Here is a 25551-nt window from a genome sequence, read left to right as displayed (position 1 = left end):
TTCCTAAAAATGATTAATTTATGATGTTAATTATCAAAAGATTGAAATATTTATTTCTAGCAAAAAACAAAAAAGCCTCTAAATCTTTCGATTAGAGGCTTTTTGTTGTTGTCGGGATGGCAGGATTCGAACCTACGACCTCCTGCTCCCAAAGCAGGCGCGATACCGGGCTACGCTACATCCCGAACTTTGGTATCACCTTTTATTATGACTCTTATTTAAAAGTATAGTCGAACTTTTTGTCGGGATGGCAGGATTCGAACCTACGACCTCCTGCTCCCAAAGCAGGCGCGATACCGGGCTACGCTACATCCCGAACTTTGGTATCACCTTTACCCTTTTTTCGAAGGGATTGCAAAGAAACGATTTTTTATTTTAAAAAACTCATTAAAATGCAATTAATTTTAAAGCGGAGAGGGCGGGATTCGAACCCGCGGTACCGTTGCCAGTACGACAGTTTAGCAAACTGTTCCTTTCGGCCACTCAGGCACCTCTCCTATTCTCAGAACATCCGTTTTGAGGTTGCAAATATAGCAATTCAAGTATGTTTTCAAAAAAAAATTACACAGTTTGTAAATAATCTATTCGAACATGATAGATACTCATAAGCATCGTCTTGAATATCAGCTTTATAGTTTCTAAATCTTTTAACGTTAAATCGCAGTCATCTAACTGATTTTGTTCCAATTTGTAGTTAATTATCCTTTCAACTAGATCATCTATGCTCTGAGCATCTGGATTTTTAAGACTTCTTGAGGCTGCTTCTACCGAATCTGCCAACATTAAAACTCCAGTTTCTTTACTAAAAGGAATTGGCCCAGGATATCTGAAAATATTTTCGTCAACAAATTTTTCTGGAGAATTCTTTAAAAAAGATTGATAAAAATAATCCACCCTTGTGTTACCATGGTGAGTTCTGATAAAATCGATTACAGTTTCTGGTAATTTGTTTTTTCGAGTAATCTCTATCCCTTTATGTACGTGTTTAATAATAATCTGTGCACTTTGCTCATAAGGTAATTTATCATGCGGACTAATTGCTGTATTTTGGTTTTCGATGAAATACTGTGGATTTTCCATTTTACCGATATCGTGATACAATGCTCCAGCCCTAACCAATAATGAATTTCCTCCAATCTTAAAAATAGCCGCTTCTGCAAGGTTAGCTACCTGAAGTGAATGCTGGAAAGTTCCAGGAGCCTTAAATGCTAACTCACGTAGCAATTTATTGTTGGTATTAGTTAATTCTATTAAGGCAACATCAGAGGTAATACCAAAAACTCTTTCGAACGCATAAATTAAAGGATAAGCTAAAAGAGACAATAAAACGCTAAAAATAAATGGCACAAATAAAGACCAATCAATTTGCTTAAAATCTCCCTCCCTTAAGAGCGCAATACCTACAAAAGAAACAAAATAGGCAGCTAAGATAAATGAAGCAGAAATAAGCAATTGCTCTCTCTTGAGTAAGTTTTTGATGCTATAAATTGCAACCATACCCGCTGTAGTTTGATAAAATACAAATTCAAAACTATTAGGCACAAAAAATCCAGCAATTAAGATTACCAATAGATGTAGATTTAGCGCCAATCGGGTATCAAATAAAATTCTGATAATGATGGGTACAATACAAAATGGAATATAATAAAGACTGTTTAAGTTGAGTTTTAAAGCCCATGTTAAGGCCAATAGCATTGATGTAATTACAATTAGCAACAGGGAGAGTTGCCTATTATCAGCAAAAATATCTTTCCTAAACAAATATAGGAACACCATTAATAAAGTTATTATAAAGCCAACTAGCAATACCTGACCCAAATACACCAACTTATTGTCGCCAATATTTTTAGTCTGTGCTTCATAAGCTTCCTTGAAAGAAACTAATTTCTGGTAGATCTCATCATCAACAAAATTCCCTTTTGCAACTATGAGCTCTCCTTTTTGCACCATTCCTTTTGTGGTAGAAATACTATTAACTGTGCTATTTTTAACTGTTTCAGTTAGGCCCTCATCAAAAATCAGATTTGGCTTAAGGTGGCTTTCCACTAATTCTATTAAAACGTCTTTGAACCTAACATCAACAGACTTAAAATTACTTCTAAAATAATTTAAGGCTTGATCTGTTGTAAATACATCCTGAGAGTTTGTTTTTAATGAAACATTATCATTTACAAGTGAAAAATCATAATATTTTCCATCACTCTGATGTTTTGCATTTAAACCGATTATGCCTTTATTATAAATATACTGAAGCATTTTCACAGCTTCCTTTTTATTAACCTCTTTTTGCGCTTCAGGAAAATTATTTGATTTCCATTTTACATCGAATTCATTTAAAAATGCATCAAGCTGACCTTCTTTAACCTCTTTTACATATTGGTAAATTGGCAAAACATTATTTAACGCCTCTGTTTTATCGCTTTTTACCTGCGGGTTCGTTTTTAAAATGGCAAAACTAAACGGAGAGATTAAATCTCTACTTTGCCAAGTTTTACCCTTTTCTATCTCATACCTAAATCTTGGTTGCTTAGGCAGGTAAAGTGTGATCACCAAAACACAAAATACCATCATTACATATTTAATGTTCGAAGAATATTTTCTGTAAAGGACTTTATGTGAATTCTTTTTGATTTTAGCCAAAATAGTACAATTAGATTATCTCAAAATTAAGATTATTTTTTTTAACTGGGTAAATTAGTTTTTAGACTAATAAACGACTTATTTTAACACAAACCATTATGAATTGATTTAACAATTAATTATAGCAATATTTCTTATTAAAAGTTTGTAAATATCATTTTTTATTAGTCAATTTATGATATCAAATTAATATCATTATGTATACAGAAAAAGTTATAAAACCACCTTCGGGTTATTTAACCCTAGTTTTGTTTTTAGTATTATTAGTTGGCGGTATTTACGCCCTCTCAACCAGAGAATTCTTAATAGGATCTATTATCCTCACCGTTAATTTTATTCTAGTGCTTCCTGGGTTAATCATCGTAAATCCAAACGAATCAAGAGTTCTAACCTTATTTGGCAAATATGTTGGCACAGTAAAGTCAGACGGTTTTTTTTGGGTTAATCCGCTTACAGCAAAAAAGAAACTATCTCTTAGGGCACGAAACCTAAATGGCCAGCAATTAAAAGTAAACGACAAAATGGGTAACCCTATTGAAATTGCAGCAGTAATTGTTTGGCAAGTTAACGAAACTGCTAAAGCAACCTTTGCAGTAGAAAATTACCTTCAATATGTAAATATACAGAGTGAAGCTGCTGTAAGGCATTTGGCTAACAGCTTTTCTTACGACAATATGGAAGATGAAAGTGCTGACATTACCCTAAAAGATGGCGCAGAAAAAGTGAGTGGTATTTTAGAAGATGAACTAAATGAGCGCTTATCAAGAGCGGGTATTCATGTAATTGAAGCAAGAATATCACATTTAGCTTATGCACAAGAAATTGCAAGCGCCATGCTGCAACGCCAACAAGCATCGGCAGTTATTTCTGCTCGAAAATTAATTGTAGAAGGCGCTGTAGGTATGGTAGAAATGGCTTTAGCTAGATTATCGGAAAAAGGCATTGTAGATTTAGACGAAGAACGTAAAGCCGCAATGGTTAGCAATTTATTGGTTGTTTTATGTGGCGATAGAAATGTACAACCAGTTGTAAACACCGGCACTTTATACAATTAATGGAATTTATTGACAAGCAACAACTTAAGCTATGGTGGCTATATATATTATTAGGTATAGAAACCATCATAGTTACTAGCATTTTGTTTTTGGGCAAGCAAAAAATAACATGGCAAGAGCTAAATAATGCGCATTACCTCCCCATTTTGGCCATCATACTACCTTTTATTATAGTTTACCTTGTTACCAAAAATTCTTTTACGCTCAAAATTAATTCAGATGGGATAAACTATCGATATTGGCCATTTACAAGAGCTAAATCTATATCGTGGCAACAAATTAGCTCGTTATATTTTAGAAAATATGATGCATTAGGTGAATACGGAGGTTGGGGATACAGATATAAACTTTGGTTTAAATTTAGCGACAAAGCATACATTTTCAATGATGGCCATTTGGGCTTACAAATTGAACTTACCGACAATAAAAAAATACTTTTCAGCATTTCAAAAATAGATGAATTAGAGCTTTTTCTGGTAAACCTGAAGAGCAAACAAAATATAGGAGCAATAGAAACAGATGTCAGAGAAAGATAAAAAAGCTTTTGTATTAAGGATCAATCAGGTTTTATTAAAAGAAATAGAACAATTGGCAGCTAATGAATTTAGAAGCACCAATGGGCAGATAGAATACTTATTATCAGAAGCGATTAAAAACAAGAAAAAAAAGAAATCCAAAACTGAGGAATAAATTATTTTTTTGAAAAACAATGTCAGTTTTTCATCGCAACATTAGCCCTGCCCTTTGCTTTTCCCATTCCCCACAAAATCCTTGCAATGGGAATCGCTGTCGGTCAGGTTTATATCACAAAGCAATTACAAAAGGCCAATAAACTCACAATTGTGCGGTAATTAATGGTCAAATGCCTAAATTGCGCCAACCAAATATTATTAAAAAAATCATATGAGAGATGTAGTAATTGTTGCTGCTGTAAGAACGCCAATTGGCAGTTTTGGCGGCACTTTATCAGGATTTTCGGCGACTCAATTAGGTGGTTTTGCCATTAAAGCAGCTGTAGAAAAAGCTGGCCTTAAACCAGCACAAATTCAAGAAGTTTACATGGGTAACGTTCTATCTGCAAATTTGGGCCAAGCACCTGCAACACAGGCTTCCAAATATGCTGGTTTACCAGATTTACCTACCACAACAATAAATAAAGTTTGCGCATCAGGCACTAAAGCAATTATGTTAGCGGCCCAAAGCATCGCCCTTGGCCAAAATGAAATTGTAGTAGCTGGTGGTATGGAAAGCATGAGTAACGTACCCTATTATTTAGACAAAGCCCGAAATGGTTATCGTTTAGGCCACGGACAGATTACCGATGGTTTAGTAAAAGATGGCTTATGGGATGTTTATAACGATTATCACATGGGTTCGGCTGCAGAATTGTGCGCATCAACTTGCAACATTACCCGCGAAGATCAAGATAATTTTGCCATAGAATCTTACAAAAGAGCACAATCTGCGCAAACATCAGGCAAATTTACTGATGAGATTATAGCAGTTGAAATTAAAGACCGTAAAGGCGACATCACTTTGTTTGATAAAGATGAGGAACCTAACGCAGTTAAATTTGATAAAATACCTGGTTTAAAGCCAGTATTTAAAAAAGATGGTACGGTAACAGCAGCTAATGCATCAACATTAAATGATGGTGCCGCCGCATTAGTTTTAATGAGTGCAGAAAAAGCAGCTGAATTGGGTATTAAACCATTGGCTAAAATTTTAGCTTATGCTGATGCACAACAAGCTCCAGAATGGTTTACAACTGCTCCTTCTAAAGCAATTCCTTTAGCATTAGATAGAGCAAACCTTAAAACTACAGATGTAGATTTCTATGAAATCAATGAAGCCTTCTCTGTTGTTTCATTAGCAAACAATCAAGAATTGGGATTGGATGGAAATAAAGTGAACGTGAATGGAGGCGCAGTAGCAATTGGTCACCCGCTTGGTGCATCTGGAGCTAGAATTGTTGTAACGCTATTAAATGTTTTAGCTCAAAATAATGGCAAAATTGGTGTAGCTGGTATTTGCAACGGTGGCGGTGGCGCAAGTGCAATAGTTGTTGAAAATTTACGTTAATTGATCACAAGTAAAATTTGATGTTTAAGAATTTTAAGACTCATTTATTTATACTCATTTTTTTATGCTGTGCGCTTAATGAACTTAAAGCACAGCATACCATTAAATTAGATAACAAGCCTGAACTAGATAAATATCAAGATTCGCTTAAAATTTTGAGTGAAGAAACATTTGCGGCAAAAGAAGATAATGAACGGGTAGAGAAAAATGCTTTGTTCATCAAAAAGTTCATCAATGCTTTAAAAATAAATGGTTCGTTTAATCACGGTTTCGATTCGCTTAAACGCATTTCCATTATCAAATCTACCGACAATGCTTTTCGTATCATTACCTGGTTTTTGCCAAATAACGATGGCACTTACCGATATTATGGTACGATACAGATGGGAACTTCTAACGGAAGCTTAAAGTTATTCCCTTTAACAGACAACCCGAATTTTGATGATGTAAATGCCATTAGCACGCACAAAAATTGGTTTGGAGCACGTTACTACGAAATGATACCTGTGCTGGTAAATGGAAAGCAGCCTTACTACATCCTTTTAGGATGGAAAGGGAATACCTTAAAAACTACTAAAAAAGTAATTGATGTGTTGTCTTTTGATAGAGGCGAACCCATTTTTGGAAAAAACATTTTTGAGACGGAAAAGAATGCAGCGTTGAAAAACAGAGTCGTATTTGAATACAATAAACAAAATACCATGACTTTAAAAGTTGATCAAAACGTGAATATGATTGTATTTGATCATTTGGCTCCTTACGACCCCAAGATGGTGGGCAATTACGAATATTACGGTTCTGATTTAAGCTTTGATGGCTATCGTTTAACATGGGGTAAATTATCTCTTGTTGAAGATGTTGAACTTAAAAATGACCCTTCGCCTAATGATGAGTTTTATGGAAAGCCTGTAAAAGCATCAACAGTAATAACAAAATCTTCTAATTAGGCTATAAACTTTTATTTGCTACTTTCACAGCAGGTATATATATTGCAAGTTGAAACTAACACACAAATTATAAACTGAAACTTACTAGCGTTTTATGCAAACAACTGTTAATACGAGCAACGACTTTTTTAAAGATAAAGTCTTAGGGCATCCGGCCGGCTTATTTGTGCTATTTTTCACAGAAATGTGGGAAAGATTTTCTTATTATGGGATGCGGGCACTCTTAGTGCTTTTTTTAACATCTTCAATAATAGGAGATAATCCTGGTTGGGGCTGGCCAAGAGAACAAGCTCTAGCAATTTATGGTTCTTACACTGGGTTAGCTTATTTAACCCCTATACTTGGTGGATATATCGCTGACAGATTTATCGGCTTTAGATGGGCAGTTATTGTTGGTGCATTTTTAATGACATTAGGCCATTTATCGATGGCGATGGAGTTTAATCCTGTATTTATGTACATCGGACTTGGTTTATTGGTTGTGGGTATAGGTTTTTTCAAACCAAACATGAACTCAATAGTATCAAAAATGTACGAAAGACATCCTGAAAAAAAAGATGGAGCTTTTACCATATTTTACATGGGCGTTAATTCTGGAGCATTTTTAGGTATGCTACTTTGCGGATACATTGGAGAAAGTGAAAATTGGGGATGGAGCTATGGATTTGGTCTTGCTGGTATTTTTATGTTCGTAGGTATGCTCCAATTTTATTTTACAAGAAATATTTTTGGTAATATTGGTTTAAAACCAGAAGCTGGTGACAATCAAAAAGATGAAAATGAAAGTGTTGATGAAGCGACAAAAAATCCATTTTCAATTTTTGATATCGCCATTATTGCCATTATCTCTATTATCGGTTTAGTGTGGATTATTAATGACCCACTCTCTAAAATCACCTCTATTAATGTTTTTAATTTTAAATTAGGAAGTTGGGATGGTAGTAATGTGATGATTTTATCAGCTTTGGTTTTATTCATCTTTCTTTTGGTTAAGAGAACAGCTCAATATACTCCTATTCTAAGAGGAAGGATGATTTCCGTAATCATCTTAGCATTTATCACCATATTCTTTTGGGCTTCGTTTGAGCAAGCTGGCGGATCAATGACAATTTTTGCAAAAGATTATACCTTAAGGATATTAGAGGGTAATGCAAAGATTGCTTTTAACATCGGAAACACTTTGATTACTGTGATCCCTATGGTAATTATTACCTATGTATTATTTAAGCTTTTTAGACAAACCTTTAAAAAATACGCCTTAGGTAATGTTATTTTAGCAATTGGCTTTGTAATTATCTGGGTTATTGTGATCTATATGCTTAAAAATCAATATGCTGATGATAAAGCAGAAGTGCCGGCTACCTGGTTTGGTGTACTTAACTCCTTATTTATTATATCATGCGCACCATTGGTTTCTAAAATCTGGGAGAGTAAATATAATCCATCTGCAACAATGAAAAACGGATTTGGAATGATTTTACTCGGAATAGGATTTGCGGCATTGGCTTATGGATCTAGCGATATTCCTTCAGGTGCAAAAGTTGCTTCTGTGAGTATGATTTGGCTAATCATAGCTTATTTGTTTCATACCTTGGGTGAGTTATTCATCTCTCCAGTTGGACTTTCTTATGTAAGTAAATTGGTTCCTGCACGTATGATTGGGATTATGTTTGGTATTTGGTATTTATCAATTGCAATTGGAAATAAAATAGCTGGTACAATGGGCGGGGTAATTGATCAAATTACCGCACAATACTCTATGACTACATTTTTCTTAATTTTTACACTCATACCAATAGGATTAGGTTTACTAGTAATGTTGCTAACGCCATTAGTTAAAAAATTAATGCACGGGGTTCACTAAAAACATATTTAACATCATTTAACCAAAAGCCCGTAAAGAAATTTTCGGGCTTTTGGTTTTTAATACCTAATTTCGCCAATTCTAAAATCGTAAATCAAAAATCCTAAATCAAATTGTCTGATAGCTTAGTCATTATCCCAACCTACAACGAAAAGGAAAACATCGAAAAAATTATTCGAAAAGTATTTTCTTTATCGTATTCATTTGATTTGTTAATCATTGATGATGGCTCTCCAGATGGTACAGCCGGAATTGTAAAAAAGCTACAAGTTGAATTTCCATTTCAATTACATTTAGAAGAACGAAAAGGTAAATTAGGTTTAGGTACAGCCTACATCCATGGTTTTAAATGGGCATTGGAACGTGATTTTCAATATATTTTTGAGATGGATGCCGATTTTTCTCATAATCCAGATGACTTAGTGAGATTAAGAGGTGCTTGCTTGCCAGAAAGCGAATTTGTAAATGGCGGTGCCGATGTTGCCATTGGCTCGCGTTATGTAAAAGGCGTGAACGTTGTAAATTGGCCAATGGGTAGAGTTTTAATGTCTTATTTTGCTTCGATGTACGTTCGCTTCATCACCAGAATAAACATCCAAGATGCTACCGCTGGATTTAAATGTTACCGACGCATTGTTTTAGAAACCATCCCAATGGATAAAATTAAATTTGTGGGTTATGCCTTTCAAATTGAGATGAAGTTTACGGCCATTAAATTTGGTTTTAATGTAGTTGAAGTTCCCATTATTTTTACAGACAGAACTGAAGGGACTTCTAAAATGAGTACCCGTATTTTTAGGGAAGCTTTTTTAGGCGTAATCCAGATGAAAGTGAATAGCTGGTTTAGGAATTATAAGCGATAATTAAGTTTGGAGGATAGAGTTTGGAGTAATTGACCGCTACAGACTGGCAACTCTCAACTCACGACTTGTTGGCCCTAATCATTGCGCCAAAATCTTGTTTCAACGCCATTGCATTCACTAGCATCACTAATCTTTTGGTAAGTGTTGGTTCAGTTTTAGCGGTATTTAACCAATTGATAAAATAATTCTGATGTGATTTAGGCAAGGATAAAAAATATTCAAGCAAGCCTTCCTCTTGTGCTAAACATATCTCTAAAACTTCGGGCATTTCTATTTTAAAATCAGCATCAAATACTAACCGAAGTTCAATAACAGCTCCTTCTTCTTTTTTTAATGCCTTCCTCAAATTTTTGTTTAAAGCAATGATAAATCCATCACTTTTAACTGGGGTAACGCTAAGTCCGTTTACCGCAAGCTCATCTAAAAAGCCCTTAACCCTAAAACCTCTACGCGAATTCGGCCTAATTTGATCAGCTATTTCCTGAGGAATAAAAACATAACTCCAACCGGTTTTTTCACCATTAGTTTCGTATTTTTCAATTTCAGTTTTAAGGTAAATCATTATTTAAAATTAAAAAATTAAAATGATTGATGAAAGAATCTTGCTACTAGAAACTCATATTTTGATAAGCTAATCTCAGATCTTGATACTTGATACTCGATACTTAAACCTAAAACTCCCCTTCCACTCCTAACCCAAACAATGCAAAATCGTACTTAACAGGATCATTCTCATCAAATTTCTTTAAATTTTCAGTTAGCTCTACAGCAGTCAACCAGTCGGTTTGGTTACGACTAATTAAACCCAATAAACGGCCTACGCGATCCACATGAACATCGCAAGGGCATATCAAATGAGATGAAGATATCGTGTTCCAAACGCCAAAATCGACACCGCAATTATCCTTTCTTACCATCCACCTTAAAAACATATTTAAACGTTTACAGGTAGATTTTTGCAAAGGCGATGAGATATGTTTAAATGTTCTTCGAGGAAAATCTCGCAAACTAAAAAAGTAGCTCCTAAAATGATTTAAAGCTTTTTCTGCAGTAAAATCATCAGCCTCAAAATCGTTTAAAGCGCAGGGCGATGATGTAACCTCCAGATATTCATCCTTACTAAATTGTGTTGGTAAATATGCTGGATCAAAAATTTGCTGTTGAGGTAAAAAAGCTGTTTCTAAAGTATCTGATTGTAGATAATGATGCTTGAAGAATGAAACAAAATACAATAAATCAGTATCGTTAAATGTACGATGTTTGAAACCCAGCAAACCCTTCAAATCATCATCACTGTGATTGAGCATAAATTCATAAGGTTGATTATCCATCCTTAAAAACAACTCTTTACACTTATTGATAATGGTTTTACGTTGTCCCCAAGCTAAAATTGCCGCAAAAAATGCAGCAATTTCAATGTCTTGTTTTAAGCTATATTGATGTGGGATACAGATGGGATCGTTAGCTATAAAGTTGGGCTGATTGTATTGCTCAACTTTAAAATTTAGGAAATCTTTTAATTGATTAAAATCATTTGCGCTCCCAGTCTCAAATCTCATATCTCTTATCTCAGCACTAGGAAAGTGCTTGTTCTAAATCCGATAATAAATCGTCAATATCCTCTACACCTACACTTAAACGCAATAAATTATCGGTTACACCAACCTTTTCACGTTCTTCTTTTGGTATAGAACCATGTGTCATTGTTGTTGGATGGTTTATTAAAGACTCCACACCTCCTAAAGATTCTGCCAAAGAAAATACTTTAAATCTAGATGCAACTCTAAAAGTTTCTTGCAAATCTGCATCCTTTAAAGTAATAGAAACCATCCCACCAAAACCACGCATTTGCTTTTTAGCAATATCATGGTTTGGATGATCTTCAAATCCTGGCCAGTAAATATTATCAATTTTTGGATGATTTTTAAGATAACGAGCCACTTTCTCTCCGTTTTCACAATGCGCTTTCATTCGCAAATGCAAGGTTTTAATCCCTCTTAAAACCAAAAAGGAATCTTGCGGACCAGGAGTTGCGCCACAAGCGTTGTAGATAAAGAATAAATCTTTGTACAGTTGCTCATCATTGGTTAATAAAGCGCCCATCACTACATCAGAGTGACCGCCGATGTATTTGGTAACTGAATGCATTACAATATCAGCACCTAAATCTGCTGGGTTTTGCAGATAAGGCGAAGCAAAGGTATTATCAACCGTTAAAAGAATTTTTTTCTCTTTGGTAATTTTAGCCACACCTTCAATATCAATAATACGCATTGTTGGATTTGTTGGTGTTTCTATCCAAACCAATTTTGTATTTTCGTTTATGTAAGGAATGATATTTTCTGGCTTCGATAAATCTAAGAAATGAAATTTAATTCCATACTTCTGATAAACTTTAGTGAAAATACGATAAGAACCACCATACAAATCATCGCCAGTAATTACTTCATCGCCAGGCTTTAATAATCTTAAAACGCAATCTGTTGCGCCCATTCCGCTACTAAAAGCCAAACCGAATTTGCAGTTTTCTAATGCTGCCAAACAGTCTTCTAAAACTTTACGCGTTGGGTTGGTACCACGAGAATATTCATAACCCTTGTGTTCTCCTGGCGATTTTTGCCAGTAGGTAGAAGTTTGATAAATTGGAGTCATTACTGCTCCTGTTGTAGGGTCTGGTTCTTGACCAGCATGGATTGCTTTTGTTGCAAATTTCATTTTCTAATAGATTGGAGATGTGAGAAATGGGATATGAAATGATTTATATTAATCTTTAATGTTCTTCAATCTCATATCCAACTTCTCACATGTAATTAATAAGCTCTGGCAAATAAAACTCTCTGTATAGATGGCTTACCTGTTACGATACAAACACCATCTTCCTGCTTATTGTTCAGAGGGATACATCTAATTGTTGCTTTTGTTTCTTCTTTAATCCTTTTTTCGGTATCTGCAGTTCCATCCCAATGTGCAGAGATGAAACCAGTTTTTTCATCTAACAAAGTTTTAAACTCATCGTAAGAGTTTGCCTCTGTAATATGTTCTTCTCTAAACTGGTGCGCCTTTTTATAGATATTCTCTTGTATTTCATTTAATAAATTAAATACATAAATATCTAAGCCATCTTGCTGAACAGTGAATTTCTCTTTGGTGTCTCTTCTAGCCAACTCCACGGTACCATTCTCCATATCTCTTGCGCCAATTGCTAAACGAATTGGCACACCTTTTAATTCATATTCTGCAAATTTAAACCCTGGTCTTTGACTATCTCTGCTATCATATTTTACAGAAACACCCATTCCCTTAAGTTTAAAAGTTAACTCATCAACAAATTTTGTGATTTTAGCTAAGTCTTCATCACCTTTGTAAATTGGTACAATTACAACTTGAATAGGAGCCAATTTTGGTGGAAGAACCAAGCCTGCATCATCACTGTGTGCCATAATTAATGCACCCATTAAACGTGTTGATACACCCCATGATGTTGCCCAAACATGCTCTTGTTTGCCTTCTTTACTTGTAAATTTAACGTCAAAAGCTTTTGCAAAATTCTGTCCCAAAAAGTGCGATGTACCTGCCTGCAATGCTTTCCCATCTTGCATTAATGCCTCAATACAATAAGTATCTAAAGCACCAGCAAAGCGTTCTGTAGGTGTTTTTTTACCTTTAACTACAGGTACAGCCATCCAGTTTTCTGCAAAATCTGCATATACATCTAACATTCTTTCCGTTTCTTCAATTGCTTCTTGAGCAGTTGCATGAGCGGTATGACCTTCTTGCCATAGAAATTCGGTAGTACGTAGAAATAGACGCGTTCTCATTTCCCAACGAACCACATTTGCCCATTGATTTATTAATAGTGGTAAATCACGATAAGATTCGATCCAACCTCTATATGTATTCCAAATAATAGTTTCTGATGTTGGACGAACAATTAACTCTTCTTCCAATTTTGCTGTTTCGTCTACAATAATGTTCCCATTTCCATCATTTTTTAGACGGTAATGTGTAACCACTGCACATTCGGTGGCAAAACCTTCTACGTGAGCAGCCTCCTTAGAAAAATATGACTTTGGAATGAACAAAGGAAAATAGGCGTTACTGTGGCCAGTATCTTTAAATTTTTGATCTAAAACTGCCTGTATCTTCTCCCAAATCGAATATCCATAGGGTTTTATTACCATACAACCTTTAACAGAAGAATGTTCTGCTAAGTCGGCTTTTATAACAATATCGTTATACCACTGCGAATAATCATCATTTTTACTTGTAATACCTTTGCTCATAACTATTTGGAACGTTTTTTGTGTTAAATTTCTTGTAATGTAGTTTACAAATTTATAAATTTATAGCTACAATTTTGTTCAACACACAAACAAAACACATATAGTATGAAACCTAACCAATTATTCACAAGTATGCTCGCGGTAACAGCCTTGTTTGTTGCCTCTTGCTCCGCACCTAGAATGGCACAAAATAATACCGTTCAAGATGATGTTTACAATACTACTGCTCAAGCAAAGGAATACAAACCAGCAGTTTCAGTTCAAGCTCCACAGATAGAAAATACTACAGCAGATGGAGAGGTTGATGATTACTATGGTAAATCTGACCCATATTATGACATGGACTATTCTTCTAGAATAGATAGATTTTATTATGGAAACATGAACAGAGGTTATTTTGATCCATTTTATAACTATTACGGTTACAACTCATTTTACGATCCTTTTTGGGGTGGTGGTTTTGGTTTAGGCTTTAATAGATGGGGTTTCAATAATTGGGGATTTAATAACTGGGGTTTTTATGGAGGATGGGGATACGATCCTTTCTGGGGGTTTAACTCAAACTTTAATAGATTTGGAACTGGCTATTGGGGCGGTGGCTTCGGTGGTTGGGGAGGCGGTTTCGGCGGTGGTTTTTATGGCGGCGGAAACGTTAACGCAAACTACAGACCAAGACCAACTAGAGGTTATGAGAGTGCTAGACCAGGTTCAAACATTAATAGGTCTACTCCTAATAGAGGTAATGTTATAGGTTCAGATCGTCCATCTAGACCAAGTAGCTACAATCCCAACGGTAATACATCTAGAGCAAACACACCTAGCAGAGGAAATACGCAAAGTACTAGACCTTCTAGAGAAACAGATTCAAGACCTACTTACTCTCCACCGCCAAGACAATCTAATACTCCGCCACCTTCATCAAGTGGAGGTTCAAGTTCTGGAGGTTCAAGTTCTGGAGGAAGCAGACCAACACGTGGTGGAGGTAGAGGGTAACATTACACATTTTAACACATACAAATGAAAAAATATATTTTTGCATCTATGGTTGCTATAGTAGCTTCCATGAGCTACTCTTACGCTCAAGTCATCCTGCCAACTTACGCTGGTGACGCTCTTCGTTTTTCGCAGACTAATTACGGTAGCACATCCCGATTTAAAGGAATGGGTAATGCTCAAATTGGAGTTGGAGGCGATATGAGTTCTATCGGAGGAAATCCTGCTGGCTTGGGTCTTTTCACGAAATCAGAATTTGCATTTACGCCAGAGTTCAACAGTACAAGTATTGATGGTAATTATTTGAATAGCAATACTGTAACAAATAAGAGTCAGGCAAATATCAATCAAATTGGTGCTGTTTTTTTTATGCCAGCCTACAAAATTAAAGGTCAAGAAACTACGAAAGGCTTGGTCAGCTCAGTTATTGGCTTAGGGTATAACAGAACTAATGACTACGGCTTAGAAGCTAATTATAGTGGCTTTAATAATGAAAGTTCTGTTTATAATATGTTTGATGGCGATGATGCCTTTACATTAGGCAACAACCAATCAGGTAACATTAACAGATCAGGTTCTGTATCAGAATTTAATATTGCAGGTGCATTAAATATCTCTAATCAAATTTATATTGGAGCAACTGTAGGATTAATTAATTTACGCTACCTTAATGATGGTAGTTTGTTTGAAGAAGGTACAACTGAAAATTATAATGTGTCATATTACCAAAATCAGGAAACCAAAGGATCAGGAATTAATGCGAAATTAGGCGTTATTGTTAGACCAACTGATGGACTTAGAATTGGAGCAAATTTCCAATCTCCAACTTGGTTTAATATAGATGATAGTTTTTCTGTTGGAACAGATAATAACGCCATTGATGCAGAAACTTATAACTTTAGCTACAATTTGAGGACACCATTAAAAGGTTCACTGGGTGCTAGTTATGTTATTGGCAACAAAGGAATTATCTCAGCTGATATTGATTTTGTTGATTATTCGAGTATTCGTTTCAGCTCAAGCGATGGTGGAGACATTAGTGTTATCAATGAAAACAATAATGAAATAAGAAATAATTACCAGAGTGCGATTAACTATAGATTAGGAGGAGAATTAAAATTAACTGACCTATTTAGTTTGAGAGCTGGTTATGGTGTGAATGGAAGCGCATTTAAAGATGATAATGAAGGTGCTTTTGACACAAAATTTTATTCAGCAGGTTTAGGATATAGAATTAATAACTATTTTATTGATTTAGCCTACCAAAGAGTTGAAGCTACTTATACAGCTAGCCCATATTTGTTGAATGACTTTAGAGAGCCAGTCTTTAATGCAACAAACAATAAGAATAATGTTTTCTTAACCTTGGGAATAAGATTTTAATAATAACATAAAGATAAATAAAAAAGCCATCGCGATTATCGAGATGGCTTTTTTATTTAAATGCCAAATAGAGAACCACCTTTTTGCCAAAAACGCTCAATATTTTTTTCTACTTCATTATCTTTAATTAACTCTGGAGCATGATGTGGTTTTTTACGAGCATCGATAATTAGTGGTCCATTACAGCCCCAATGTTTATTGGTTATGAAGTCATTAACGCCATCAATGTCTGCTGCAGGGTTACTTCTTGTAAACGTAACCCAAATTAAATTATTAACGGTTGCAGCCGTAAAGTTTGCATCATCACAAAAAACTATAATCTGCAAGGCAGATAATTCGGTTGTTTTTAAATGCTCTTTTAATCTGCCAATTTCAGCTTTGGAGTTTGCAGCATTAGTATAACTGATACCATCAATCGCTAACACACCTGGCAAAGCTATTTTAAAATTCCCAAATCCATCAGGCAATGAAATTTCATTTGGTAAAACAGCCATCAACTCCCTCCTCTTGTCTCCTACAGCTGCAAAAACAACTTTCGATCCAGTATTTAAGCCATCACCAGAATAATCTAAAGTGTCAATGGTAGTATTGGTATGGAAGTGCAAATCTCTGCTTAAATCAATCCTTTCTAGCATATGCTGTAAAAAAGAAGCAATATTATTAGTTGATAATTGCTCATTATCTTCCCTAGCCGCAATAAATAGATATTTAGCTAAGCTCAGCTGGTTTTTGCCCAAAATATGATTTGCAATGGTTAATATTTCTTGCGGTTTTTTGTCCTTCAAAAAGGGAGTATAACGCTCACTTCCAATGGCAAACAACAATGGGTGCACACCTGAAGCATCAACTGCATTCACTTCTTTTAAGCCCGATATTTCTTGCGGAATGGCAGCACCGGTTATTTCGTGTATTAAAGCACCAAAACTGGTATCCTCTTGTGGCGGCCTACCAACAACTGTAAAAGACCAAATTGCATCTTTTTTGTGGTAAACATTATGCACTTTCATTAACGGAAACGGGTGTGTTAAACTATAATAACCCAAGTGATCGCCAAAAGGTCCTTCAGGCTTATTGTCCTGTGGTAAAACGGTACCTGTTATTACAAAATCTGCATCAGCTGATATTACAAAACCCTCTTCATCTCTAAAATACCTAAATCTTCTATTGCCCAAAGCACCGGCAAAAGTAAGTTCAGATAGGCCTTCTGGTAAAGGCATAACTGCGGCTACAGGGTGCGATGGCGGACCACCTACAAAAATGCTCACTTTTAAAGGTTGGCCTTTGGCATTCGCTTTTGTTTGGTGCACACCAATTCCTCTATGTATTTGGTAATGAAGTCCAATTTCTTTATCCTGCACATAATCGTTACCGCCTAGCTGAATTCTATACATTCCTAAATTACCGTTCATCACCCCCGGTTTATCAATGTCCTCTGTAAAAACCTGCGGCATAGTTACAAACGGGCCTCCATCCATCGGCCAATTTACAACTTGAGGAATACTGCTTATTGTTGTTTTCTGAAATGTATTTTTAAATAATGATTGTTTTAGGGGCAAAGCAGATAATGCTGTTAATGCAGAACCAGCGTATTTTAAAGGATTTTTCATTGCTTTCAGTGGGTCTGAGCGTAACTCTACCAATTGCTCTACTTTAGATAAACTATCTCTAAATATAAACTTAGAACGTTCTAAGGTGCCAAATAAGTTAGAAACCGCCGGAAATTTACTGCCTTTTACCTTCTCGAAAAGCAATGCTGGTCCTTCGCTTTCAAAAACACGCAAATGTATGGCGGCCATTTCTAAATAAGGATCAACTTCTTCTTTAATTCTAATTAAATGTCCGTTTTTTTCGAGATCAGAAACGCATTCTGCTAAGCTTTTGTAACCCATAATCAAAGATAGAGAATTAGCATTTTAGAAAATGTAAAAATGCCTTCCAATAACATAATTAAAGATTTAGCTGACAATCAATATTTAGTTATATGATTGATATTTTTTGAAAAGCAATGTCTGTTTAAGTTTTAAAGCTCGTTCCTGCTATTCGTTTTATTTCGCCCCAACCTAAAGGTGGGGGCTACATGTTCACTCCTATCAGGTTTATGAACAAAAAACAGTACTGCTAGGTCTGTTTTAATAGCATAGCACTTAACAAATAAAAGAATACACATTGATGGGTAGAAAGCTATGAGGGTATTTTAATGCACAACCCCCAAATAATAGCCCCAATTGAAGCGGCATACCCCGATTTTTCATCGGGGATATAGCGTAAAGTGGGACTAACATTAATAGCAGAGCTTACACTGCGCTTTAAAAAAAAACCACATCATTTATTAAAATAATGTGGTTTACAATAAGGAGAAAAGGATTATTTTTTTCCAGCAAATGAGCGTAACATCCAATTGGTTTTTTCTTTAAACTGCATAAAGCGGTTAACCATATCGTTTGTGCCGTCATCACCTGCTTCATCAGAAGCTTCTAATAAATCACGCTCAATTTCAATTAATTTAGCCATATCTGCTAAAACTTCATCAACCATAGCCATATCATTCATACCAATAGTATCAATTTCTTTAATGGTAGATTCTTTAATATAATCTGCAAATCTGCTATGTGGCGGTTTACCTAGGGTTAATACTCTTTCGGCAATTTCGTCGATTGTTAGTTGAGCGTTAGTGTATAATTCTTCAAATTTAACGTGAAGAGTAAAGAAATTTTGACCTTTAATATTCCAGTGGCAACCTCTTAATTTTTGATAATGGATATGATAATTTGCCAAATAATCGTTTAACATGTCAACTACTGGCTTAACTTTTTTTTCACTTAAACTTATTTCTTTTGCATCCATGATGTTTATTGGTTTTAATGTTGTTCTAATGCCTACACAACAATTGGTTGTAGACAAAGGTTTGCACAATTTTTAAAAATTGTACAATACATCAATTAGAATATCGTTTTACAATGGCAATGGCGTAAAAATTAATTTTCGTATAATTGTCGTTCCAAATATTAAATGATTTTAATGCAAAAAACATACATATTATTTCTGTCCGCTCTGTTTATTAATGTATCACTATCAAAAGCTAGCAACACGATTGATTCTGTTGGGGTTGAAAACAATAAGGGTAAAAAATTAATCTTACATAAGGTTGATGCAAAGGAAACTTACTATTCTATAGCCAAAAGATACAGTGTTAACTACAAGGATATAATGACCTTTAACGATAGCAAATTTCTACAAATTGGCATCGTAATTAAAGTCCCTACAAATGTAGATTTCTCTGCAAATCAGGCTAATACTGTACCAGCTAATTCAAATCAAACCGAATATACCATAAAAGCTAAGGACAACTTGAATATGTTAGCCCAAAGGTTTGGTACAACTGTAGAAGAAATTAAAAGAGTTAATAATCTAACTTCTATAAATTTACAAATTGGGCAGATTTTGGTTATACCTAGTGCTACACAAGCACCAACAACAACACAACCTGTTAGTCAACAAATACCTGCTACATTTACTCCAAACGTACCTAAAGCTACTGCTAATACTCTAGTTGCTACGCCAAATGAAAATGCAGCAATTGTTGAACATACCATTAAGGCGAAAGAAAATTTAAACCTTTTAGCCGAAAAATACGGAACTACCGTTGAAGAGATTAAAAGGATCAATGGGCTTAGTTCTAATAATTTAAGAATTGGTCAGGTTTTAAAAATTGCAAATGTAAATCAGATTGCTGTAGAAAATACTGTGGTTGCTACGCCAGTTACAACTTTACCCAAGCCAATTGTTAGACCTACTGAAGAGCAACCTGTTCAGCAAAATACAACCTCTGCTGGTTATACTCATCATGTTTTGGCTGGTGAAACTATTTACTCGATTGCAAAAAAATATGGATTAACGACTTACCAAATTAAAACAGCAAATAACTTAACAAAAGACGAGGTAGTTGTTGGTCAAAAATTAATTATTAAAGATGCTTCGAGATCGGTTGCTGAGACTGGAACAGATGAGCCTACTGATGATGAAAATACCATAAAAGACCCATCATTAAGGCAACCAGCAAGTAAATATGGCATTACTCAAATAGAAGAAAAAGGTACAGCCGTTTGGATTGCTGATCAAGATTTAGATGCAAATAAAATGTTAGTTCTACATCGCACTGCTACTGTTGGAACTATAATAAAAGTTACCAATCCAATGAGTAACCGCTCTGCATTTGCAAAGGTTGTTGGTAAATTTACTGAGAATGAATCAACAAAAGATGTTATCATTGTAATGACAAAAGCAGTAGCAGATGCTGTTGGTGCTTTAGATAAAAGATTTTATTGCAATATAAACTACGGCGCTCAAGAGAATGAACAACAATAAGCCTCTAATAATTGGTATCGCAGGTGGTAGCGGTTCTGGTAAAACTTTCTTTTTAAATAGCTTTTTGCATCATTTTAAAAATGATGAAGTGACACTTCTATCTCAGGATGACTATTATATCCCAGCAGGTGAAATGACACAAGAAGAAAATAAGTTATACAATTTCGATCTTCCATCTACAATTGATGATGAACAGTTTTTAATCGATATTAAAAAATTAATTAAAGGCGAAGTTGTTTATAAAAAGGAGTACAACTTTAACAATCCATTAGCTGTGGTTAAAATTTTAGAGATCAATCCAGCTCCTATTATTATTGTTGAGGGTTTATTCATTTTACACTTTAAAGAAATTTCTGAATTACTAAATCTGAGAATTTTTATTGAAGCTGAAGAAAGTGTAGCCTTACAACGCCGCATAAAACGCGACGGAATGGATAGAGGCTATCCAGAAGATGATGTGCTTTATAAGTGGCATAATCATGTAGTGCCTGCCTATAAGGAGTTTTTATTGCCTTACAAAGATCAATGCAATAAAATAGTGGTTAACAACCATGATACTCCTGATGACATCATCAAAATTACAGAAGAAATTACAGACGAGTTGAAAACTAAATATTGTTAATGTTTATTGCTTAATTAAGGTTTTGATTGAGTTCCATAACCTGTAATTCTAATTTCGCCAACGTTTTCACCTTTTATAACAGATACATTTGTAATTTGATCTGATTTTATCTTATCTAATTCTTCTTTGGTAATTTTTTTATCGTTAAAATAAAAATCTATTTGTTGCTGGTCTTTAGACTGTTTAAAGCTGCTAGTTTTAAATGACGTTACCATTATTCTATTGGCTTTACTATTGGCACTGGCCTCTCCTATTATAACTTTCGGTTTATTTTCTAAGATGATTTGATCAATTTTACCATTCAATTGTTCTAAACCTGCCGTATCTGTTTTGATAAAAAGAATTTTATGCTCTGGTTTTTCTTTAGCAGGCTGATCATCATATTTGCCATTTGTTTTATACGAAAAGGAAAATTGTTTAACCTTAACATTATCAGCTATTGCTATTAAACTATCTTGGTCGGTGTAAGTAGTATTTATTACTATGCTAGTTGGCTGTTTTAAGGTATCAGTCTTAGTTGTTGGTTTAATCGGTATTTTAACTTGAGCGAGTTTCTTAGGATGAATCACAGTTACTTCAGAGACGGTATCTAACAAATCAATTTTAACCAATGCATTTTTGATGGGCTTTAATTGATTTTTAATGTTTTTAGAACCCACGGTAAAAGCTAGGGTAGTCAGCAAAATTGGAGCAATAAAAAAATAACGCATTAAACTAAATTTTGATGAACGTTTAGCATTCATCATTTTAATGCGCTTCTTTAAATCAGATAGATTAAAGTTGTTCACAATATCTACAGCAGGAACTAGATTACCAACATCTAATAAACTATATTGATAAGCTTTTCTATCCATGCCTCTCTTCAATATTTTTTCGTCGGTCAAAAACTCTAAATTCTCTTTTACCGCCTTTTTCATTAACCAAACACCAGGATTAAACCAATAAAAAACAACACTTAGCTCTGCCAAAATAATATCTAAGGTGTGCCATTGTTTAACGTGAATTAGCTCATGTGTTAAAATGGTTTTTAATTCGTTTTCATTGTGCAAAGCAGGATTAATGTAAACAGTTTGCCAAAAAGAAAAAGGGCCAACTGGCTGATTTAGAACCCTAACTTTAAAATCAGAAACCATGCCAGGAGATGATTGCTGGTGAATTTTGTGTAGCGATAAAAACTGTACCACCAACCTAACACCCATAATTAATACACCCATATAAAATAGCATACTAATCCAAAACCAATATTCGGTAATTAGATTAGATGGCATTAATGATTTAACCTGTTGATTAATTTCTGGCACAAAAGCAACAGCTTGTTGATTTTGCTGTTGAAAAAAATCAGTAAGATCTATAAATGGATATATAGTTGAAAATAAAATTCCAAAAACTAAGAATAATCGATTTATAGTGTAAAAAGTTAATTTGCGCAGAATGAAATAATAAGCTACCGCAAAAAGAATTAGCACTAAATTTATCTTAAGCAGAATGATAAAAAAATGCGGCATAAACTTATTTTTTAGGATTTTCGATCAGATTAATTATCTCTTTTAATTCCTCTGCACTAATCTTGTTATCCTTTGCAAAAAAAGCAACCAACTCTTTATATGAATTTTGAAAGTAATTATTTACAAAACCTTTCATAAAACGCTTCTTGTAGTCGACTTCCTTTACTTTAGCGCTATATCTATTGGCATTCGCAAATCTCTCGCTTTTAATAAAACCTTTACGCTCTAAATTCTTAACAGTTGATGCAAGTGTAGTATAGGGCGGTTTTGGCTCAGGCATCGCATCCATAAAATCTTTGATAAAACCCACTCCTACTTGCCAAATGGCCAACATTGCTTCTTCTTCTTGTAAAGTTAACTTTTCCATTAATTACGAATATATCGTAAATGTACGAAATATCAATTTAATTGAGAAAGAATTTTTGTTAAGAAATGTTAAGGATTTGAATATCTATCCTCTACTTCATCGATAGTAGATTTTAATGTTTGTTGAAGCTGGTTTACACGATCTAAAACACCCATATCCTCATCATAATCAGTTAGATAAATAATCTTTTTAACTTTGGTTTCGTAGTTAAACGTAATCTCATAACGGAGAACCTGATTAGTTTTTAGATCAGCATTTTTATTGGCAATTACTGTAGGTAAATCCCAAAAATTAAGCTCGTTTGCCCTGCTATGAATAAAGATGATATTATTTGCCCTCAGTTTTAGCATTTTTCGAATCAGCGAATCTCTATCATCTAAATATTGATAATTACCAGTTGAAGAATTGTAACTATTAGCTAATGTATCGCCTAAGCCCCATTTGTACTCAACTGAAACCAATTCTGCTGGAGAGAAAGGTCCTTTTTGCTTGTTAATTAAAAAATATCCAGCAATGCTGATGATAATAATCCCAATAACTGTTGCAATGAAAGAAATATTTTTCTTGATTTGGCTTAGCATTATTTAGCTTAAATGATTTGATTTTTGGAATGTTAATTATTCTTTGAGCGTTCCTCTAAATCGACCAATTTTTGCTCTATGATTTTTTGCATTTGAGCAGCCGCTCCACGCATTCTCGGATTTCCATCAAAATCAGATAAATAGGTTACTTCTTTAGATTTCGTTTGATAGTTAAACTTCATGAAATATCTTAAAGCTCTAGAATTTTGAACATCGGCTTCATTATTAGCCACAATATCTGGCAAATTCCAAAAGCCTTGCTCATCAGCATTGCTATCTAAAAATTTTTTATCTTTTTCTGTTAAATCAAGCTTTTTAACGATTAAAGAATCATTTCTATTATAGTATTTGTATTCGCCTGTGGCAGAATTATAAGAATTTTCTAAGTTTTTACCTACGCCCCATTTATACTCTAAAGAAACAAATTCTTTAGCTTTAAATGGCGCATTGCGAATAATAGGTGCATAATAAACAATCGCATAAATTAGAAATGGGATAATTATGGTTGATGCTAAAAATATTTTTTTTCCTCTGCTTGTCATACTAATCTTCTCCAAAATTTTGGGCGGCCTCGTTATCAAACTCTTTCTCCCATTTAGCCACAACAACAGTTGCTAAACAATTACCAATAACATTTACCGAAGTTCTAGCCATATCCATTAATTCATCGATACCTAAAATTGCGGCAATAATAAATACAGGTAAACCAAATTGTTCTGCGGTAGCAATAAGTACGATTAATGACGCTCTAGGCACAGCCGCCACACCTTTACTGGTAATCATTAACGTAAATGCGATGGCCAATTGCTGTCCGATACTTAAATCCATACCTGCAGCTTGCGCAACAAATATTGAAGCTAAAGATAGGTATAGTGATGTTCCATCTAAATTAAAACTGTATCCTGTTGGTATTACAAATGAAACAATTTTACGTGGCACACCAAATTTCTCCATGTTGCTCATCGCTTTAGGCAAAGCTGCATCAGAACTAGTAGTAGCAAATGCAATTGATACCGGTTCTTTTACCGCTTTAATGAATTTGCCAATTGGTATTTTTAAGAAAAGCATGATAGGAACAAATACCAGTAGCACAAAAATAACTAAGGCAATATAAAGCGAACCTAAGAGCATGAATAGGTTTTTAAGAATGTCTATGCCCAAATGACCAACAGTATAAGCCATTGCAGCGCCAACACCAATTGGTGCGAAATACATAATAATGTTGGTAAATTTAAACATCACTTCTGATAAACTTTCAGCAAAATCTACAAGTGGTTTTCGTTTTTTCTCTTCTACCATAGCTAAGCCAATACCGAAAAGCACAGAAAATACTACAATTTGTAACACCTTGTTTTCATACATTGATTTAATTACGTTTTCTGGAAATAGTTCGTAAATAAAATTGGTAAACTTATATATCCCGTGAACGTTTTCTGGTAATTTTTCTAAACTTGTATCAACCATTTTAGCAGTAGGCAATTCTTCTTTAGGCATATGTTGAATATCTACGCCAACACCTGCATGGGTAATATTTATTACAGCTAAACCGATAAAAATTGCACAAGATGTTGCACAAAAGAAATACAGCATAGATTTCCACGCCATTCTTCCTACCTGTTTTAAATCAGAATGGCCAGCTATACCATAAACCAGGGTACCAAAAAGAATAGGCCCTACAATTGTTTTAACTAGTTTAATAAAGCCTTTACTTAAAGGATGTAATGCAGCTGCAACATTCGGGAAATCTAAGCCTACAAACACGCCTAAAATCATACAAATCAAAATCCATGTAGTAAGATTTTTCTTTACGGTAGCATATATAACTAAAACTAACGCTAATGTCCAACGCATTGGCATTAAGAAATGTTCTGGAAGATGAACGATATTAAACTGGTTTAAAACCGTTAGTAGAATAGCAATAGTGATAAAAATTAAGGTTATCAACCCAATTTTATTTTTTCTCATTTATTTGTTTTTTAGGTATTGAGCTCAAATTGTAAA

General features: G+C 34.5%; 23 protein-coding genes and 3 tRNA genes. 11 read left to right on the top strand and 15 right to left on the bottom strand.

The window, feature by feature from the left end; translation table 11 throughout:
- Positions 1-111: 111 nt before the first annotated feature.
- From AC07XU_RS12390 to AC07XU_RS12375, 4 genes are all read right to left on the bottom strand, one after another.
- Positions 112-185 (bottom strand) — tRNA-Pro (locus AC07XU_RS12390).
- 57 nt (positions 186-242) lie between these two features.
- A tRNA-Pro gene (locus tag AC07XU_RS12385) sits at positions 243-316 on the bottom strand.
- A 94-nt stretch (positions 317-410) separates the two neighbouring features.
- Positions 411-497: transfer RNA gene (locus AC07XU_RS12380), tRNA-Ser, on the bottom strand.
- Between the two features lie 64 nt (positions 498-561).
- Positions 562-2640 carry an HD family phosphohydrolase gene (locus tag AC07XU_RS12375; RefSeq protein WP_494943943.1) on the bottom strand — a complete coding sequence of 693 codons (2079 nt, stop codon included), beginning with the start codon at positions 2638-2640 and terminating at the stop codon, positions 562-564.
- Positions 2641-2837: 197 nt separating this feature from the next.
- Between AC07XU_RS12375 and AC07XU_RS12370 the strand changes: the two genes are divergently transcribed.
- The 7 genes from AC07XU_RS12370 (at position 2838) to AC07XU_RS12340 (ending at position 9451) form a co-directional block, all read left to right on the top strand.
- The gene (locus AC07XU_RS12370; RefSeq protein ID WP_494943942.1) at positions 2838-3695 is read left to right on the top strand and encodes an SPFH domain-containing protein; all 858 of its coding nucleotides are present in this window, start codon (positions 2838-2840) and stop codon (positions 3693-3695) included.
- Positions 3695-4231, top strand: a complete 537-nt coding sequence (locus tag AC07XU_RS12365) for a hypothetical protein (protein WP_494943941.1) — start codon at positions 3695-3697, stop codon at positions 4229-4231. Before AC07XU_RS12370 ends, AC07XU_RS12365 begins: the two co-directional genes overlap by 1 nt.
- On the top strand, positions 4215-4385 hold the full coding sequence (locus tag AC07XU_RS12360) for a type II toxin-antitoxin system antitoxin (protein WP_494943940.1): 171 nt from the start codon (positions 4215-4217) through the stop codon (positions 4383-4385). Before AC07XU_RS12365 ends, AC07XU_RS12360 begins: the two co-directional genes overlap by 17 nt.
- A gap of 213 nt (positions 4386-4598) precedes the next feature.
- Positions 4599-5777 carry an acetyl-CoA C-acyltransferase gene (locus AC07XU_RS12355; protein ID WP_494943939.1) on the top strand — a complete coding sequence of 393 codons (1179 nt, stop codon included), beginning with the start codon at positions 4599-4601 and terminating at the stop codon, positions 5775-5777.
- 20 nt (positions 5778-5797) lie between these two features.
- Positions 5798-6724 (top strand): hypothetical protein, encoded by a 927-nt coding sequence (locus tag AC07XU_RS12350; RefSeq protein ID WP_494943938.1) that lies wholly within the window; start codon positions 5798-5800, stop codon positions 6722-6724.
- Positions 6725-6818: 94 nt separating this feature from the next.
- A complete protein-coding gene (locus tag AC07XU_RS12345; protein WP_494943937.1) occupies positions 6819-8588 on the top strand; it encodes a peptide MFS transporter in 1770 nt (589 codons plus the stop codon).
- Between the two features lie 113 nt (positions 8589-8701).
- Complete coding sequence (locus AC07XU_RS12340; protein ID WP_494943936.1) at positions 8702-9451, top strand: polyprenol monophosphomannose synthase; 750 nt, start codon at positions 8702-8704, stop codon at positions 9449-9451.
- 58 nt (positions 9452-9509) lie between these two features.
- On the opposite strand, the gene AC07XU_RS12335 is transcribed toward AC07XU_RS12340, so the two are convergent.
- The 4 genes from AC07XU_RS12335 to proS all read right to left on the bottom strand — a co-directional run bounded on the left by AC07XU_RS12335 (position 9510) and on the right by proS (position 13734).
- Positions 9510-10013 (bottom strand): YdeI/OmpD-associated family protein, encoded by a 504-nt coding sequence (locus AC07XU_RS12335; RefSeq protein ID WP_494943935.1) that lies wholly within the window; start codon positions 10011-10013, stop codon positions 9510-9512.
- 109 nt (positions 10014-10122) lie between these two features.
- Complete coding sequence (locus AC07XU_RS12330; RefSeq protein WP_494943934.1) at positions 10123-11010, bottom strand: TIGR02757 family protein; 888 nt, start codon at positions 11008-11010, stop codon at positions 10123-10125.
- A 16-nt stretch (positions 11011-11026) separates the two neighbouring features.
- Positions 11027-12166, bottom strand: coding sequence for a cystathionine gamma-synthase (locus AC07XU_RS12325; protein ID WP_494943933.1), 1140 nt, complete (start codon positions 12164-12166; stop codon positions 11027-11029).
- A gap of 95 nt (positions 12167-12261) precedes the next feature.
- A complete protein-coding gene (gene proS, locus AC07XU_RS12320; RefSeq protein WP_494943932.1) occupies positions 12262-13734 on the bottom strand; it encodes a proline--tRNA ligase in 1473 nt (490 codons plus the stop codon).
- Between the two features lie 105 nt (positions 13735-13839).
- Between proS and AC07XU_RS12315 the strand changes: the two genes are divergently transcribed.
- Together AC07XU_RS12315 and AC07XU_RS12310 are read left to right on the top strand one after the other, a co-directional pair.
- On the top strand, positions 13840-14727 hold the full coding sequence (locus AC07XU_RS12315; protein ID WP_494943931.1) for a hypothetical protein: 888 nt from the start codon (positions 13840-13842) through the stop codon (positions 14725-14727).
- 24 nt (positions 14728-14751) lie between these two features.
- A complete protein-coding gene (locus tag AC07XU_RS12310; protein WP_494943930.1) occupies positions 14752-16110 on the top strand; it encodes an OmpP1/FadL family transporter in 1359 nt (452 codons plus the stop codon).
- Positions 16111-16166: 56 nt separating this feature from the next.
- Here the strand turns inward: AC07XU_RS12310 and AC07XU_RS12305 are convergent, their stop codons facing one another.
- Positions 16167-17999, bottom strand: coding sequence for a UbiD family decarboxylase (locus AC07XU_RS12305; RefSeq protein ID WP_494943929.1), 1833 nt, complete (start codon positions 17997-17999; stop codon positions 16167-16169).
- Between the two features lie 475 nt (positions 18000-18474).
- Positions 18475-18954 (bottom strand): Dps family protein, encoded by a 480-nt coding sequence (locus tag AC07XU_RS12300; protein ID WP_494944218.1) that lies wholly within the window; start codon positions 18952-18954, stop codon positions 18475-18477.
- A 174-nt stretch (positions 18955-19128) separates the two neighbouring features.
- On the opposite strand from AC07XU_RS12300, the gene AC07XU_RS12295 reads away from it, so the two are divergent.
- Together AC07XU_RS12295 and AC07XU_RS12290 are read left to right on the top strand one after the other, a co-directional pair.
- Complete coding sequence (locus AC07XU_RS12295; protein WP_494943928.1) at positions 19129-20475, top strand: LysM peptidoglycan-binding domain-containing protein; 1347 nt, start codon at positions 19129-19131, stop codon at positions 20473-20475.
- The gene (locus AC07XU_RS12290) at positions 20462-21097 is read left to right on the top strand and encodes a uridine kinase family protein (RefSeq protein WP_494943927.1); all 636 of its coding nucleotides are present in this window, start codon (positions 20462-20464) and stop codon (positions 21095-21097) included. Before AC07XU_RS12295 ends, AC07XU_RS12290 begins: the two co-directional genes overlap by 14 nt.
- A 14-nt stretch (positions 21098-21111) precedes the next feature.
- Here AC07XU_RS12290 and AC07XU_RS12285 read toward each other — a convergent pair whose 3' ends face one another.
- The 5 genes from AC07XU_RS12285 to AC07XU_RS12265 all read right to left on the bottom strand — a co-directional run bounded on the left by AC07XU_RS12285 (position 21112) and on the right by AC07XU_RS12265 (position 25515).
- A complete protein-coding gene (locus AC07XU_RS12285; RefSeq protein ID WP_494943926.1) occupies positions 21112-22602 on the bottom strand; it encodes a M56 family metallopeptidase in 1491 nt (496 codons plus the stop codon).
- Between the two features lie 4 nt (positions 22603-22606).
- Positions 22607-22969 carry a BlaI/MecI/CopY family transcriptional regulator gene (locus tag AC07XU_RS12280; protein WP_494943925.1) on the bottom strand — a complete coding sequence of 121 codons (363 nt, stop codon included), beginning with the start codon at positions 22967-22969 and terminating at the stop codon, positions 22607-22609.
- A gap of 68 nt (positions 22970-23037) precedes the next feature.
- Positions 23038-23550 carry a hypothetical protein gene (locus AC07XU_RS12275; RefSeq protein WP_494943924.1) on the bottom strand — a complete coding sequence of 171 codons (513 nt, stop codon included), beginning with the start codon at positions 23548-23550 and terminating at the stop codon, positions 23038-23040.
- 32 nt (positions 23551-23582) lie between these two features.
- A complete protein-coding gene (locus AC07XU_RS12270) occupies positions 23583-24107 on the bottom strand; it encodes a hypothetical protein (protein WP_494943923.1) in 525 nt (174 codons plus the stop codon).
- Positions 24094-25515 (bottom strand): dicarboxylate/amino acid:cation symporter, encoded by a 1422-nt coding sequence (locus tag AC07XU_RS12265; protein ID WP_494943922.1) that lies wholly within the window; start codon positions 25513-25515, stop codon positions 24094-24096. The genes AC07XU_RS12270 and AC07XU_RS12265 overlap by 14 nt, the downstream gene beginning before the upstream one ends.
- Between the last annotated feature and the right edge of the window lie 36 nt (positions 25516-25551).

It is taken from the genome of Pedobacter sp. GW456-11-11-14-TSB4 (genome assembly GCF_059424425.1).
The sequence above is the reverse complement of the archived record's forward strand: the minus strand, read 5'-3'. Positions and strand labels throughout refer to the sequence as shown.

Coding starts and splice junctions, on each gene's coding strand:
- AC07XU_RS12370 (WP_494943942.1), top strand. CDS start 2,838: ATGTATACAGAAAAAGTTATAAAACCACCTTCGGGTTATTTAACCCTA.
- AC07XU_RS12355 (WP_494943939.1), top strand. CDS start 4,599: ATGAGAGATGTAGTAATTGTTGCTGCTGTAAGAACGCCAATTGGCAGT.
- AC07XU_RS12335 (WP_494943935.1), bottom strand. CDS start 10,013: ATGATTTACCTTAAAACTGAAATTGAAAAATACGAAACTAATGGTGAA.
- AC07XU_RS12295 (WP_494943928.1), top strand. CDS start 19,129: ATGCAAAAAACATACATATTATTTCTGTCCGCTCTGTTTATTAATGTA.
- AC07XU_RS12315 (WP_494943931.1), top strand. CDS start 13,840: ATGAAACCTAACCAATTATTCACAAGTATGCTCGCGGTAACAGCCTTG.
- AC07XU_RS12330 (WP_494943934.1), bottom strand. CDS start 11,010: ATGAGATTTGAGACTGGGAGCGCAAATGATTTTAATCAATTAAAAGAT.
- AC07XU_RS12365 (WP_494943941.1), top strand. CDS start 3,695: ATGGAATTTATTGACAAGCAACAACTTAAGCTATGGTGGCTATATATA.
- proS (WP_494943932.1), bottom strand. CDS start 13,734: ATGAGCAAAGGTATTACAAGTAAAAATGATGATTATTCGCAGTGGTAT.
- AC07XU_RS12305 (WP_494943929.1), bottom strand. CDS start 17,999: ATGGGTTACAAAAGCTTAGCAGAATGCGTTTCTGATCTCGAAAAAAAC.
- AC07XU_RS12360 (WP_494943940.1), top strand. CDS start 4,215: ATGTCAGAGAAAGATAAAAAAGCTTTTGTATTAAGGATCAATCAGGTT.
- AC07XU_RS12290 (WP_494943927.1), top strand. CDS start 20,462: ATGAACAACAATAAGCCTCTAATAATTGGTATCGCAGGTGGTAGCGGT.
- AC07XU_RS12300 (WP_494944218.1), bottom strand. CDS start 18,954: ATGGATGCAAAAGAAATAAGTTTAAGTGAAAAAAAAGTTAAGCCAGTA.
- AC07XU_RS12265 (WP_494943922.1), bottom strand. CDS start 25,515: ATGAGAAAAAATAAAATTGGGTTGATAACCTTAATTTTTATCACTATT.
- AC07XU_RS12280 (WP_494943925.1), bottom strand. CDS start 22,969: ATGGAAAAGTTAACTTTACAAGAAGAAGAAGCAATGTTGGCCATTTGG.
- AC07XU_RS12285 (WP_494943926.1), bottom strand. CDS start 22,602: ATGCCGCATTTTTTTATCATTCTGCTTAAGATAAATTTAGTGCTAATT.
- AC07XU_RS12325 (WP_494943933.1), bottom strand. CDS start 12,166: ATGAAATTTGCAACAAAAGCAATCCATGCTGGTCAAGAACCAGACCCT.
- AC07XU_RS12345 (WP_494943937.1), top strand. CDS start 6,819: ATGCAAACAACTGTTAATACGAGCAACGACTTTTTTAAAGATAAAGTC.
- AC07XU_RS12275 (WP_494943924.1), bottom strand. CDS start 23,550: ATGCTAAGCCAAATCAAGAAAAATATTTCTTTCATTGCAACAGTTATT.
- AC07XU_RS12350 (WP_494943938.1), top strand. CDS start 5,798: ATGTTTAAGAATTTTAAGACTCATTTATTTATACTCATTTTTTTATGC.
- AC07XU_RS12310 (WP_494943930.1), top strand. CDS start 14,752: ATGAAAAAATATATTTTTGCATCTATGGTTGCTATAGTAGCTTCCATG.